We start from the raw sequence: 16,247 nt of genomic DNA, 5'->3' as shown, positions 1-16,247 counted from the left end.
AAAATCTCTGGCCAGTCATTTTCCTACCAAAAAATCACATAAATAAGCACCAGCAAGCCGCAAAGCGCGATTGCCCCTGCCCGGAAAGCGTTGTTGGTCTTAAACCATTCTGCATGTACCAGAAGTGCTTTATCGTTGTTCCTGCCATGCGACACCATCAGGCTGATCAAAACATGCGCCACGGTACAGAGCCAGAAGACGATGCCCATCCGGTTCAGAAAAGGGACCTCGGGTAACTGGATCTTGATGAGCGCCGACAGTGGAATGCTCAGCATTGCGGCCGCCAGTGCACCTTGCGTAGCCGCCTTTTTCCAGAAAAATCCCAGCAAAAAGATCGATAGGATACCAGGTGAAATAAAGCCGGTATACTCCTGGATGTATTCAAATCCCTGGCCGAAGTTTCTCAGGAATGGGCTGATCGCCAGTGCTATCACAAACGAAACCACAATAGCCACCCGGCCCAACATTACCGTGCGTTTTTCATCAAGGTTCTTGTTAAAGAATTTTTTGTGGATATCGAGCATGTAGATGGTGGATATCGAATTGGCTTTTCCGGCCAGCGATGCCACGATCGCCGCAGTCAGCGCAGCGAATGCCAGGCCTTTCAAACCGACCGGCAATATGTTGAGCAATACCGGATAGGCATTGTCTGGTTTTACGATACCCGCGTCGGTGATGCCGTTGACAATAGCCTGGTCTGCATTCTCCTGGAAGAGAACATAAGCCGCAAGCCCTGGTAAAACCACGATGAATGGCATCAGTATTTTCAGGAAAGCTGCAAAAAGCACCCCATTGCGGGCAGTAGTAAGATCGGCGCCGAGCGCCCGCTGGGTCATATATTGATTACAACCAAAATAGTTGAAGTTGACAATCCATTGTCCACCGATGACGAACATCATCAGGCCTGGGAGCTGCTGATAGGCGTCTATAAATCCACCCCTGCCGTCGTGTACCTGGTACTGGCCGGGGCTGAACATTAAATGCATATGACTGTCCGCCTTTTCTTTGATCAGCGACAGCCCTTCGAAAACACCTGCGCCCGTACCGACCTTATCCGACAATAGCTGGAGCGCAAGATAAGTCGTGGCCAGCCCGCCAATCACCAGGCATACAACCTGGATGACGTCCGTGTAACCGATAACTTTCATCCCTCCCAAGGTGATAATGATCGCAAAGACGGTCAGGAACACTGCGCAGGCCATATAGTTGAAGCCCGTCATTTTTTCCAGGCTTAGTGCGCCCAGGTAAATGATCGACGTCAGATTGACCAGAATATATAAGAAGAGCCAGAAAACAGCCATAATGGTCGCCAGCCGCTTGTCATAGCGCAGTTCCAAAAACTGTGGCATGGTGTAAATACCATTGCGGATGTAGATCGGCAGGAAATACACTGCAATAATAACCAGCGACAAACCACCCACCAATTCATATACGGAGATGGCAAGCCCCAGCTGAAAGGCCTGCCCGCTCATACCAATAAATTGTTCGGCCGAAATATTCGAAGCAATAATAGACGAGCCGATTGCCCACCAGGTCAGCGAGCCCTCTGCCAGGAAAAAATCTTTTGAATCCGTGGTTTTTGACCCTTTATTATAGTAAACCCAGAAGCCATAACTGGCAACCACGACAAAGTATATCAGAAAGATGAGGTAATCGGGGGTTTCCAGTCCAAGCTTCATATTTTGGTAATTTTTCAATGTGTCGAATAGACACATTATAACTAAAAATGGTGTTGATTATCAAAAGTTAAATATGATTATTTCAAAAACTGGCTTATGCTTTTTCCATGTAATTCTCCGCAAACATGGTTGGCGAGACACCGTGTAACTCTTTGAACGCAACCGAAAAGCTATTCACATTGGCAAATCCCACGGCAAAAGCAACCTCGGAAACCGTCAAACCTTTTACGGTCATCAACTCAGCCGCTTGTTTCAGCCTGATATTGCGGATCAAATCCCTTGTTGTCAGATTGGTCAATTCTTTGAGCTTACGATGCAGATGCACCCGGCTGATTCCGATTTCATTAGAAATCATCTCAACGCTGAGATCCGGATTGGCCAGGTTCTTATCAATCAAAAGATGCACTTTTTCGAGCAGCTTTTCTTCCGAAGCCTTAATGTTTACTTTGGAAATGAATTCTTCCTGGTAATGCTGCTCATTATCATTGTTTTTTAGTATTTGCCTGTTCCTGATGAGTCCCTTGATCGTTTTCATCAATATCTGAACATTGAATGGCTTGGTAATATAAGCGTCCGCTCCCATTTCCAATCCTTCCGCATTCGTCGATTCCGCTGTTTTCGCGGTGAGCAAGATGACCGGTATGTGGTTGACCAATGGATTTGCCTTCACCTTTTTACAAAGCGTCATGCCGTCCATCACCGGCATCATCACATCACTTACTATCAAATCGGGAATTTCTTTTAAAATGGCTTTATAGGCCTCTTCACCGTTGGCATAGGAGAAGACGGTAAATTCGCCGGACATTTCGTCCGCTAAATAATGGCAGATTTCACTGTCATCATCTACCACCACCAGGCGTCTGGCTTTTTTTCCTGACTTGCTTTTCTGACCATGATCTGCTGTTATTTCCTGTAACAAATGATCTTCCGACGCTTTTTCACCAGTGAAATCAATTTCTTCTCCCACGTCTTCGGCCGGCATTTCGATGACAAATCGGCATCCCCGTTCAGCCATATTTTCGGCCCGGATCTTACCGCCATGCAACTCCACCAATTGCTTCACGAGATGAAGGCCAATCCCTGTTCCATACCTGTTATGGTCGCGGTGGTGGTCTGACTGATAAAAGCAGTCAAAGATGCGTTCCGTTTCATGTTGATCAATGAATGGGCCGGAATCCTCGATAGCCATCATTAATTCGGGTTGCCCATTTAAGCCCACAGCATCTCTGATCGAAAGTGAAATGCGGATCCTCCCACCTTTCGGCGTAAATTTAAATGCATTGGAAAGGACATTGATCAGCACCTTATCAAAGTTGAGCGGATCTATATGGGCAAAAATCTTTTTTGAAGGCGCATCGACCCGAAAATCTATTTTTTTGGTTTCAATCTGTTCCTCAAACAGCAGACATATTTCTTTTGTGAAGGCCACCATTTCTACATTCGAAAATTGCAAAGACATTTGCCCTTTCTCGATCTTCCGGATGTCCATCAGCTGATTAACCAGATCCAATATACGTTTGGTATTGCGTCCCATAATTTCATACAAATGCATGCGTTCCGGGTTGTAATCCTGGCTTAGCAACTTTTGAAGCGGACTAACCACCAGGGTCAGTGGTGTGCGTATTTCATGTGCGATATTGATGAAAAATTCCAGCTTAGCTTCATTGACTTCTTCACGCCGTAAATGCGCCAGCATCTTTTGTTTTACCGACCGCCTGTTTTTAAGTGTTTTAAAAATATAAACAGCAGCGAAAAGCCCTAATAAGCCGTAGACAAACCAGGCCCAGGTAGAAAAATACCAGGCAGGATGAATGATGATCGTCACCTGCGTTTGCTCGGAATCCGTTTTGCTGGATTTTGCTTTCAGCCGAAACTGATACTTTCCAGGTGCCAGGTTGTCAAATGTCAGTCTGTTCGTCCCTGCTCTCAGCGCTGTCCAGTCGTTGTCGTTGATGGCATACATATAGGAAACGCGCTCTGCATCAATGAAATCCATCGTAGAAAATTCAAGGCTGAACGAATTATCATAATGGGCCAGATTGAATTCCCTCGCACTGCTTACTGTGGTGTCAACAATCATGTAACCACCCGATTTCATCCCTTTTTTTACGGCTTTGTCATGAATATAAAGGTCTACAATGCGAACGGCAGGACGCTTGGTGGACATTCTGATTTCTTCCGGTTTAAAATAGGTCAGGCCGTTGATCCCCCCGAAGTAGAATTCTCCATTCCTGGCTGCCATGGAGGCACCCGGGCTGAATTCGTTTCCCTGCAATCCATCGGCCGAATAGAAGTTGACAAATGTATTATTTTCCAAATCCATTTTTGACAAGCCTCGGTTTGTGCTCAGCCAGAGGTTTCCGGCCTTATCTCCCCTCACCGCACTGATAAGGTTGCTGGGAAGGCCATCCCCCATGTCGAAAGTAGTAATCGCTTTTGTGGCGCGGGCGATCTTTTTTAGCCCCTGGGAGGTTCCCGCCCACAGGTTACCTTTATCATCATCAAACAGGGAATAAATCACCACTCCCTTCAGAAGGCTGTTCACTCCCAATGTGGATACAAAATTTTTGGTGTCCAGGTCCAGGCAGGCCAGTCCATTAAAAGTGCCGATAAATAGCTTATTGTCTTTTGCAATCAGTAAGCAGTTCACCCAACTATTGGGAAGAAAATTCTCACGCGGAAGGCTGATCTTGCCCGCCAAAGCATCCAGGTTCTCGACTGCTCCCGTGCGCAGATCCATGCAAAAAATACCTGAGCCCATCGTGGCGATCCAAAGTCTTTTCCTTGAATCTTCCTTGATATCGAAGACCCGCTGAACATTGTCTCCATTCTTGTCTGCTAACTTATCAAAAGAGGTAAATTTCCCGGTCTTGCGATCCAATTTTGACAGTCCGCTCAGATAGGACCCAGTCCAAAGATTTCTCTCGGAATCTTCAAAAACAGTCATCACATTCTCGGGCGCAGAAGGGTTGTCGTTACTCCGGAGATAATGGGTACTTGACTTTTCCCCGTCAGGTAATGCATACAGGCCATCATTGTCCGTTCCAACCCAGATGGTACGGTCACTGTCCTCAAACAACGCCTTCACAGCGCTTGAACCAATTAAATTTTTACTGGCCGACTTGTAGCCCATATAGCCAAATCTGTTTGTATTCACGCCCAGCAGCAGCAAGCCCTTCTGATAAACACCCAGCCAGGTATTACCCGAGTTATCTTCACAAGTCGAGTACACTTTCGATTTTGCAAAATCAAAAGTGTCCACATTGTGGTTCATATCGAGAATCCTACCGGATCCGGAGTCAAAGTACTTCATTCCTTTTCCCCTCGTTCCGATCAATATCTGCCCGTTGTCATTAACCGTCAGATCAGCTATCGGAAGATTACCGGCTCCCATGTACGGGACAGGTTGAAAAGTGTCACTAGTTGGGCTGTACTGATAAAGTCCGCTTACCATATTGCCGGCAAATACACGGCCGTATTTGTCCTGGCACAAGCTTGTGATAATGTTGTTTTGGATCTTCTTGGAGACAAAATAAGCTTTACTGGATTTCAAAGATGTATCCACAAACCGGTGCAGTCCGCGATCCTCGGTTGACACCCAAAGATTCCTCTCACTGTCTTCAAAAAGCTGAATAATAAAATTACTGGGGACTTTTATGGGTATTTGTTTGGCATACAGTTGCGAACCTTTACCCGCTACCTTGAATATGCCATGCCCCGAGGTGCCCACCAGGATATCGCCATTCTTTCGCTGGCAGATTGCCAGTATCCGAATATTGGCCAATTTATTTTGACCGACCATGAGTGGTATGGTCCGAAAAGAGTCCGTCGCCTGGTCATAGTATTGCAATCCATGGAGTGACCCTGTGTACATTCTTCCCGCATTATCTTCGAAGAGGACTTGAATGAAATTACTGGATACCCCTTCATTATTAGCCTTATCCTGCCGGTAAACTGTGAACTTTATCCCATCAAAACGGTTCAGTCCATCTTCCGTAGCAACCCAGATGAACCCACTTCGATCCTGGTGAATGTCAGTGACCATACTGCTCGACAGCCCATTTTCGACACTAAAAAGCTTGGCTGACTGCCCCGATGCACTAGATAGGAAACACGACCAAACAACCAGCGCTCCCATCACCATATTTAAATAGGATACCGCTTTGCTTTTTACGAATAGTGCTTTGTACTTGTCTATCCCCATACAATCTTCTACTGCGGTCATTATAAAATCTGTTGTTACGTTCGCTACTTTTCACAAGGGTTTACAACAGAAAACAAATATATATGGAGATAATACTATAACAATCGGCAGTATGTTACATAAACTATCGCGTATGTTACATTATTGATTAGTAGAACCTGACTCCAAACCTTACAGACCGCAGGTATTGCTATGCAGAAGCTTGCCTGGAAACGGCAAGCTTTTGCATAGCACACAGAAACTAGTATCCTGGATTCTGTTTGATACCAGAGTTCTGATCGAGGACATTCTGGGGAATAGGGCTCATGTATTGTTTTAACTCAAACTTTACATTGTATTTTTTCTCCTGTTCCACACTGTAAACCCAAACGCCCGAATTATTGGCCGGTACCGAATTCCGGATCACCATATTATGGCGCGGTTTGCTCATCACCGAAGCTGCGGTAGCCAGACGTTTATTATCCAGAAAGCGCTTGTCTTCAAAACACAGTTCGACTCTTCGCTCCCGTGCAATAGCGGCTCTCATGGCTTCCTTGGACAGGCCGGTGGCGAGTGCAGGCAGTTCAGACCGTGCACGCAATTTGTTGATCGCGTCATACACGGATGCATCCGGACCACTCGCTTCGTTTTGGGCCTCTGCGAAGTTCAACAGGATCTCCGCATACCGGAAGAAAATGTAATTTTGTCCGCTTGCGTCGCTTCCCGGTGCTGCATCCGGGTTCAGGCGTTTTTTCTGATAATATCCGGAATCGCCCACATCGGTTTTCCCGGCAAGATCGATCTGGTTGGTTCGGTCGGGATTAGGATAAGTTGCATCGATTCGGGTATAAATAGTGTCGGCGCGCGGCATCCACTCCTGCTTATAAACAGCTCCGTCGTGGACGATTGCGTCATAAAACCGTTTCTCGCGATTGACATAAGGCTTTTGCGGGTTATATCCGGATGTCGGATCGGTAATTGGTTTTCCGTTAGCCATCGCAAACTGGTCGACAAGTTCCTGCGTAGGATTGTAGTTGCCCCAAGAACGATATTCTCCCAACACATAAGTCGGCCCGCCGCGCTGCTCATAGCTCGACCCCATACCTCCCACATTGGCAACAACCTGGCGATCCCATATCACCTCGGAATTGTACTCATTGCTCGCCCTGAAGATATTCTTAAGATCACCAAACAGGTTGTACTTCTGGCCGTCGCCATATTTATCGATGAACTGCTTGTTTGTCGCCGCAGCTTTTGCCCAGCGCGCAGCATCATAGTTTCCGAAATGAACAAACTTTCCAGGATCCGGCAAATACGGTGCGGCAGTATTGAACAACGGGCTGGCACCGAAGAGCTCGATCCATCCTTTCACCGCCAATGCGGCGCCCAGCGTAGCCCGGCCGGCATCCTTGTCCGACAAATTGTACTTAACTGCCAGATATTCCCCTTTTACAATTTGATCGAGCTCGGTGACGATGAAGTCGAAAGTTTCCTGGAATGTCTTTCTGGGCTGTAACAGCTCTTCCTGGCTCATCGTGTTTCTGTCCAAAGGCACCGTGATAATGGGAAGACCTCCAATGTGGACGAAAAACTCACTGTAAAAGAAAGCCCTGAGGAATCTGGCTTCATCAATCCGTTTGTTGAAATACGCCTCCGAAAAATTAGCTTTGTTTTCCGTCAGTTTCTGGATAAAAGTATTGCACTTCCTGATCTTGACAAAGAAGTTCTGCCATGTATAACCATACGTCGGGCCCTGCGTTCCTCCCCAGGGATTGTCGGTACTGCTTGACGGGATTTGTGTTACACCCTGCCGCCAGTTCGAAGCAGTGTAATAGTGACTGATATTATAGTCGTCGCTGAAATAGTCCAGTGTCTCCGTTTGATTCAGTTTATTGGGTAATTCGCTGTATACATCATTGAGAAAAACGTCGGCATTTGTTTCAGACTCCCACTGTGTCTTATCTGTGAGATTGGCCTTATTGGCATTTTCCAAAAACTCGTCTGTATCGCAGGATACGGGAAGTACAAGCATCAAAATGCCCATACCTATAATTTTGAAGTAGTTTATCGCAGCTCTCATTGTATCGGTTATCATTAAAATGTCAGATCAATTCCAAATGTGCTCGCCTTCATGACGGGATAGGCGGTCTCACGGTCCGTGTATCCCATTTCAGGATCGATGTGTTTGATTTTGCTGATCGTAAATAGATTTTGCGTCAGGAAGTAGACCCTGGCCGAGCTCATTTTCAACTTGCTAAGCAGTGCTTTTGGAATTGTGTAACCAATGCTCGCTGTTTTCAGGCGCAAATAGCTTGAATTAACCCACCAGAAATCCGAATCCTTGGTGTTATTCGCATAAGGCGCAGGCGTTGATCTCGGATATTTAGCATTCTGATTTTCAGGAGTCCAGCGGTTATCGTAGTATTCGTAAGCGGTGTTGCTGCCGTTATTTTCAAATGGAACGGTCATAAATTGTCTGACGCTGATGCTGGACTTTCCGGATCCCTGGAAAAACAAGCTCACATCAAATCCTTTCCAGTTAACACTTGGTGTAAGGCCGAAGGTCAAAGCGGGATAAACAGGATTTCCAATCACAGTAAGATCGAAATTATCGATAAGGCCATCTGGTTTACCATCCGGACCGCTCAAATCCGCATACTTGATATCTCCCGGATGTAAATCGCCAAATTGAGTGACGTTATAGCCGTCGGCGGCACCCACAATCCCATCTCCGTTTGTGTCTTCTGAAGAGCTAAATAATCCAAGAGACTTGAATCCGTAAGGCGTTCCAAACTGTCTTCCAACGAGCGTACGGTTGGGGTTTTTGGCTTCCGCGTCGGTTTGGAACACTTCAAGCATGCGGTTGATGGAATAGCTTGCATTGGCGTTTAAAGAAAAGTCCAGATCCTTTGAAATTCTTTTCCGCGTGCCCAGGTTGAGTTCAACCCCGTTGGCGCTCATCCTTCCTTTATTTTCCTGTGAAAGCGAAAGCCCGTATTCAACCGGTAATGTCACTTGCGGTGCCAGCAGCATACCTGTCCGCTTTTCATGGAAGTAGTCAAATTCTACTGTCAGCAACGAATTCCACATGCTGAGGTCGAATCCAATGTCTGTTTTAGTGGAAATCTCCCAGGTGATCTTAGAATTTGCTTCGCGCGGTACCCTGGATCCCTGAACGAGCGACCCGTTGCCAAAACCATATGCGGCACCTCTCAGGTCATACCCTGACTGATACTGAAACGGCCCTCCTGCCAGCATACCTGCCTTACCCCATGATCCTCTGATCTTTAACTCATCGACAAAGCGGAAGTTTTTCATGAAGTTCTCTTCCGAGATTCTCCACGCGGCCGAAAATGCGGGGAAATATCCCCATCTGCTGCCCGGAGCAAAGTAGTAATGGCCATCGTAACGTCCGGCGGCTTCGAAGATATACTTGTCTTTATAAGTGTACCCTAACCTATATACGTATCCCAATTCCGAACCTGTCGACGAAATACCGGCATTGTCGTAATCCAGTTTGTCCGAACTCCCGAAACTCAGCTCATCGATCCCGATAGCGAAATTATTGCGACGGGTTGCCATGGAATCGGCTTTGGTCTTACGTGCTTCCATCACCACCAGCCCGGTAATCGCATGCGCTCCGAACGTGCGGTTGTAGTTCAGATAACCCTGATAGGTGTAATTGGTCCGTTTTTGATTTTGGAGTCCCAGCCACCGGAAAGGCCTGCCGTTCCCTTCCTGAAGAGAAATCGCTTCGGTGTAAGTATAAGGTTTCTGTGAAAGGTCGATCTTATGATAGACAAACGGTACGTGCCACAATTTCACATTTTGCTGCCACGGGTCATAGCTGAACACAAATTTGGCACTCAAACCCTTGGCGATCTGCTGTTCAACAAACAAACTACCCAATAAGGTGTTTCCATTTGTTCGTCTATATCCCTCCGACCGCAAAACTCCGATCGGCGTGCTGGCCGAAGATTCGCCCCATTTATCACCCTCAGGATATATAAGACTCTGGGTAGGTAAGAACTTATAAAAGCTTCGGAAAAGGTGACCAGAGGTTGTTTCGTCCGCATCCACATCTTTGGTGTTTTCAACGCTACCAAAGAGCGACATTCCAACTTTTGTAGTTTTGGTAGCAGCCATTTCAAGGCTCAAATTGTAGTTATAGCGCTTGTAACCCACGGGGTCGAATATCCCCTTCTGATCGAAATAGCTCACTCCTGCGTGATAGGTGATATTTTCTGATCCTCCGCTCAGTTCCAATCCGTGGTTTTGTACAGGGACATTCTTGTTAAACACATCGACGAAGCTGGAATTCGGATATTTCCATGGGTCCTCTGCATGAAGCTGATCATAATTTTTAACAAGTTCCGGATCATTCGGAAGACTTGTTCCGCCAGGCGTCTGATTCAGGTAAGCCTCGTTTTGCAATGCCATGTAATCTTTGGCATTAAGCATTTTGGGCAGGTATGTCGGATTTTGAAAACCATAAGAGGAACTGATCCGCACCTGTGGCTTTCCGCTTTTACCTTTTTTAGTAGTAATCATAATTACCCCATTGGCACCACCGATCCCATATGGCGCAACGGCGGCGGCATCCTTCAAAATAGTGATGGTTTCGATGCTAGCTGGGTCCACCTGCCTGATATTATCCCTTCTGACGCCATCCACTACGACGAGCGGCCGGTTATTGCCAGTCGTTACAATACCGCGAATGTGGATATCCGGATCATCCTTGCCGGGTTGTCCGCCATTCGGACGCATACTGACACCTACTACGCGTCCAGCCAGTGACTGCGAAATATTCGGGGCCGGAACCTGCGCAATCGCATCACCTTTAATGCTGCTGATTGATCCCGTAACCGTTGCCTTTTTCTGGGTGCCGTAACCCACGACTACGATCTCTTCCAATGCCTTGGTATCCTGGGCAAGGACAACATCGAGCTTGCTCAACGTTCCTACCTTCACTTCCTTGGCCAGATACCCTACAAATGAGAAAACCAATACGTCCTGATCATCAACAGATTCCAGGGAGTATAGCCCATTTACATCGGTGGACGTGCCTCGGGTGCTGCCTTTGATGGTAACATTAACCCCTGGAAGCCCCTGGCCAGCCTCATCGGTAATTTTGCCGCTCAGTTTCTTATCCGTAGATAGCACCCGCGCATTTCCGCCATATTCTACTGGGGCAACCACATTCGCCGCAAACGTGCCGGAAACACCGACCAGACACGTTAATTGTAGAAATGACAATTGTAAAAAAAGCCGTAATTTTCTTTTCATAATGAAAATGAATGAAAGGTTGTAGAAGCATTCACACAATGATCTGTCGATCATCGACACTAAGTTGAAATCTTATGCTGGAAGACCCTGTCCATTTAAGTATTGGATTTTGAATTAGTTGGACAAACTCTCCCCTTAGCACAACTGAGCACAAATATATATTTACATAGTGCAATTTTCATCCAATTTATGTTACAAAAACCATTGTCCATGTTACATTTTTGAGCAAAAATTGAAGTATTTTGTGTCTGTGATTCTTTTGGCTACCAAATTGTAATAGGCATATCAGTTTATTCGGTTTCATTTTCTGTGAGCCAGCCAAATGCCGGGCATAACACTTACCTTCCTGACAAAGGAAGCAGCGCGATCATCCGGACGAATGTTCACGCTGCTTCATATTCGATTTCATCTTTCACACCCTGTTTTAAGACAGGCCAAGGAAAAACACTCCTACCTTTTGAATACTTTGATTGATTTGGACCACGTTGTGCCCTTTACCCGAACCACATATAAACCAGGTTTAAGACCAGATCCCAATGTCAATCCATTGGAGCTACCCGAATGTCTGGTCGTTTCGACCGTTCTGCCTGTCATGTCATAAAACACAACTTCAAACGGCTCACCGGAATCCGGCACTTCAAGCTTGAAATTGGAGACAAAAGGATTGGGATAGGCATTAAACTTTGACTCGCCCGGCTCGACCATCCTGATATTTTCCTTGTCAACCAGGGCACTTTCTCTCGCGCCCGAACTTCCCACTGTGGTGATCGACCACTGCTGGTTTGAGCTGCTGCTTGTCTGCCATTGGCCTAAGTCTATACCATCCTGTGAGCTACCCATGCCATCGATATACAGCCCGGTGGCACGGTTCTTAAACTTCACATAGCTCCCTGCGGCTTCCTGTTGCCATTGCTGATTAAAACTGGTGCTGGCATTTTTTTGAACTACGCCCGCACCATTGGCCGAGTTCCCATTGCCATCCAGGTACAAGCCAGAAGCACGGTTTTTGATTTTCACGTAACTTCCGGCTGGCTCAATAGCCCATTGCTGTGCCGTACTGCCGCTGGAATGCCACTGCCCGGCAAGCGAACCGTCGGTGTATCTGTACATTCCATCCATGAGCATACCAGTAGCCCGGTTATTAAAGGTAACATAGGTGGCTGCTTTGGCCAGTAGAACGGCCGTTGTAGAGAGTGCGGGTATAGTGATGGTCAATGAATTTGAATTGACCGACGCTGTGCCTTGCTGCAACGCATTTTGCGTATGCGATACAAAAGTCTCCGTTGCCGGTAATGACGACAATCGCAATGTGTTGTAGTTTCCATTGGCAACATTAAAATTGCTCAGATTGACTGTAACCGTGCGGGATCTACTCATATCCCGGTTCACCAGTATCACTGTCAGGGAATCTGCATTTTCGTTTACTGAGGAATAAGCAGATACCGTATTTTCAAGGGAAGAAGTGCTGGATACGCTATATTTTTTGGCATTCCGGCTAAACAGGTGCAATGTTTCCCACATGCCGATAGACCAGTTCCATGGTGAAAACAATTCAACGCCATTGTTTGCAAACGTACCAAGGTGCGAAGCATATATAACCGATTCAAGGCTGGGTTGCTGCTGGACATTGTTCCCCATTCGCTTACGCCAGTGGTTATGCCGTGGTTTGCACCGAAATGTTCGGTTAGCCAGCTATCGACACGCTTGAAAATATATTGTTTTGTTAGGGAGGTGTCCCATCCGCCGGTGCTGGTCCGGATACCGTTTGAACCCGGATAATCATAGGTTTCATCATAATAAATGCGATGTCCCTGCAATGCCGCTGCATCATCGTTATTATACCAGGGGTAGTTGTGAATATCCAACACATCTACCAGTTTGATACCGGATGTCTTATACTCATCGCCAAGGCGTTTGATGAAATACTCAAGCCAGGGATAATACCTGCCGTTAATGTTTATACTTTCGTTGGCCCATTTGTACCAATGCCATTCAGAGGTATTAACCGGCCCGCAAAGTTTGATGCCCGGATATAATGCTTTCGCCTTCTTCGCCAGTTCAATGTAGCGATCAATAAAGGCAGCGGCTGATAGCTGCGTGGGCATGGCCCAGTCATGCGTGCCGCTCCATATGTCTACCTCATTATCCATACTCCAGTAGACAAACTTGTTTTTATTGAACCCTAAACAATTGGTGCCGAACCAGTGATTCAGAATGGCCACCGAAGAATCGGCCGGCCATAGCTTAGAGAACAGATCCTTGTTTCCTTCAACCAAAGCCGGTCCCGAAGCATTTGGATTGGGCGTTCCCCCACCCGCTAAATTTTGACTATAACCATTCCAACCCGGGTGACTCTGCATGTATTCATAGTCGGGGAAGTTGTTACTGCCGCTGGATGCTACTCTGCCCAGCAACTGAAAGGCAAACATGCCTTGCATGTTGGAAAAGTTGTTATTGATCTTTTGGGCAGAAGCATCCCAGTCAGCACCATAGACATTATTAAACCAGTCGGGATGCACAGCCAGTTTTTGACGCCAGTTGTAAGCTGATGCATTGTTGCCCCCGTTCATCCGCGCAAAACGCAAGCCCGCATCTTTGTAAAATTGAACAGAATGGTCAAGGAAATCATTTTTTCCATAAATGTGTGGTGAAATCAATCGTTTGTTCTGAGTTGCATTCACTGAAACAGTGACGTTTTGTGCAAAGGCAGTGATTGAGATTGAGCACAACAGTGCCCATACCAGGCACATATTGGCCAGGTAAAGTAATGGTTTTTCCATTTTTAATCCTGTTTAGTTGGTTTGTTTTTCCCCTATTTATTGGATAGAGTTATTTCCTGGGACGAACCGGATTGGCCGTCGTTTGAAAATCAATCGCGTACTAGGAGTGAAAATGGGTTATCTTTTATTCTACCAAAACTTTAAATGTGTAGCTCCCCAGTGAGATCAGGTATAGCCCTTTTGGCAGATGAGAGGTGTCGTAACTAGTCGCCGAAAAGTCAGCTTTCTCATCCACAACGACTCCCGCCATATTCCGGACAACTAATTGCCTTTTTGCAGGCGGCACGTCAAAATTCAATTTTCCGCTGACCGGGTTGGGGTAAACGATTTGTTTAATCCCGGATTCATTTTTCACATTGATAGTTCGCGAAAATGAGTAGGTGTGGTCAAAATCCAGCTGTTTCAACCGATAGTAAGCATTCAAAAGAGGCTGTTTATCAACAAACTGATAATCCACCCTGGCCGATGTCATGCCTTTACCTGTTACAGAACCAATTTTTTCGAACCTCACACCGTTCGTACTTCTTTCCACTTCAAACCCCTCGTTGTTTACTTCCTCCGCCGTGCTCCAGAGCAATAGATTCCCCTCGGAGGAAGCTTTTCCGGAAAAACTGATCAGATTGACCGGCAGGGCACTTTCGTTGGCGAGCAAAATGGCTGTTGTAGAAAGTGCGGGCACCGTTATGGTCAATGAATTGGAACTCACCGGTACTGTGCTTTCCTGCAGCGCATTTTGCGTATCCGACACAAAAGTCTCCGTGGCCGGTAATGACGCCAGTCGCAATGTTTTGTAGTTTCCGTTGGCGATAGTAAAATTGCTCAGATTGATTGTAACCGTGCGGGAGGCCGCCATATCACGGTTGATAAGCATCACTGTCAAAGAGTCGGCAGTTTCGCTCAAGGAGGAGTAAGCAGATACCATATTTTCATCAGAGGAAGCACTGGCTACGCTGTATTTCTTGGCATTTCTGCTGAACAGGTGCAATGTTTCCCACATGCCGGTAAACCAGTTCCATGGCGAAAACAACTCCACGCCGTTATTTGCAAATGTACCCAGGTGCGAACCATATATCACAGACGCCAGATTTGGCTCGTCCGGCCCGGGACTCCATTCACTTACACCGGATGTAATGCCGTGGTTGGGCCCAAAATGTTCGTTCAGCCAGCCGTCGAAGCGCTTGAAAAGGTATTGTTTGGTAAGTGAGTTATCCCATCCGCCGGTACTTGATTTAAGGCCGTTTGAACCCGGATAATCATATTGTGTATCATAATAAATTCTGTGTCCCTGCAATGCCTGGGCATTGTCATTATTATACCAGGGATAGTTGTGAATATCAATCACATCCACCAGTTTGACGCCGGTTGCCTTATACTCATCGCCAAGGCGTTTGATGAAATACTCGATCCATGGGTAATACCTGCCGTCTATCCATATGCTTTCATTGGACCACTTGTACCACTGCCATTCGGAAGTCGTTACCGGGCCGCAAAGCTTGATACCCGGATAGATAGCCTTCGCTTTCTTCGCTAATTCGATATAACGATCCATGAAGGCTGAGGCAGATATTAACGTTGGCATTTCCCAATCGTGCGTGCCATTCCACACATCTACCTCATTATCCATACTCCAGTACACAAACTTGTCTTTGTTGAACCCCAAACCATTGGCTCCAAACCAGTGATTGAGAATTCCAACCGAAGAGTCGGCGGGCCATGGCTTACTGAACAAATCCTTGTTTCCCTCAACCAGGGCCGGTCCGTTGGAATCCGGATTAGGTGTGCCGCCACCGGCCAGATTTTGATGATTGCCGAACCAACCTGGGTTCGCCTGCATATAATTCCAGTCAGGAAAGTTGTTTTGCCCGCTGGAAGCAGCTCTGCCCAGTAATTGAAAGGCAAACATGCCCTGCACATTGGAAAAGTTGCTATTTACTTTTTGTGCATAAACATCCCAGTCGGCACCGTAAACGTTATTAAACCAGTCGGGATGAACAGCAAGTTTTGCCCTCCAGTTGTAAGCCGACATGTTATTACCACCGCCGATCCGCGCGAAGCGCAAGCCCGCTTCCTTGTAAAACTGGTCGGGCTTGTCGAAGCCCTCATTACGGCCGTAAATGTTTGGTGAAATGAGGCGCTTGTCCTGCGTCGCATTCACTGAGATAGTGACGTTCTGTGCGAAGACTGTGATCGACATGCAGCACATGAATGCCCAGACCAGGCACATTTTGGCCAGGTAAAGTAATGGTTTTCCCATTGTTAGTTCTTTTGATTGGTTTGAGTTTTCCCTGTTTAATGGAGGAGAGGCATACCTGTTGCCGA

7 protein-coding genes are annotated in these 16,247 nt (G+C 46.6%); all 7 read right to left on the bottom strand.

Going from position 1 to position 16,247, the window contains the following annotated elements; genetic code table 11:
- Positions 1–23 precede the first annotated feature (23 nt).
- Positions 24–1,679: a sodium/sugar symporter gene (locus tag LZD49_RS04200; protein WP_234666068.1), complete on the bottom strand. Its 1,656-nt coding sequence runs from the start codon at positions 1,677–1,679 to the stop codon at positions 24–26.
- Positions 1,680–1,773: 94 nt separating this feature from the next.
- Positions 1,774–5,904 (bottom strand): two-component regulator propeller domain-containing protein, encoded by a 4,131-nt coding sequence (locus LZD49_RS04195; protein WP_234666067.1) that lies wholly within the window; start codon positions 5,902–5,904, stop codon positions 1,774–1,776.
- A gap of 220 nt (positions 5,905–6,124) precedes the next feature.
- On the bottom strand, positions 6,125–7,942 hold the full coding sequence (locus LZD49_RS04190; protein WP_234666066.1) for a RagB/SusD family nutrient uptake outer membrane protein: 1,818 nt from the start codon (positions 7,940–7,942) through the stop codon (positions 6,125–6,127).
- Positions 7,943–7,956: 14 nt separating this feature from the next.
- Complete coding sequence (locus tag LZD49_RS04185; RefSeq protein WP_234666065.1) at positions 7,957–11,148, bottom strand: TonB-dependent receptor; 3,192 nt, start codon at positions 11,146–11,148, stop codon at positions 7,957–7,959.
- Between the two features lie 450 nt (positions 11,149–11,598).
- Positions 11,599–12,525: an RICIN domain-containing protein gene (locus LZD49_RS04180; RefSeq protein ID WP_234666064.1), complete on the bottom strand. Its 927-nt coding sequence runs from the start codon at positions 12,523–12,525 to the stop codon at positions 11,599–11,601.
- Between the two features lie 44 nt (positions 12,526–12,569).
- Positions 12,570–13,928, bottom strand: a complete 1,359-nt coding sequence (locus LZD49_RS04175) for a glycoside hydrolase family 44 protein (RefSeq protein WP_234666063.1) — start codon at positions 13,926–13,928, stop codon at positions 12,570–12,572.
- Between the two features lie 124 nt (positions 13,929–14,052).
- A complete protein-coding gene (locus LZD49_RS04170) occupies positions 14,053–16,182 on the bottom strand; it encodes a glycoside hydrolase family 44 protein (protein WP_234666062.1) in 2,130 nt (709 codons plus the stop codon).
- Positions 16,183–16,247 lie beyond the last annotated feature (65 nt).

Source organism: Dyadobacter sp. CY261, assembly GCF_021440085.1.
GTDB lineage: Bacteria > Bacteroidota > Bacteroidia > Cytophagales > Spirosomataceae > Dyadobacter.
This window is presented reverse-complemented; position numbering and strand designations above follow the sequence as displayed.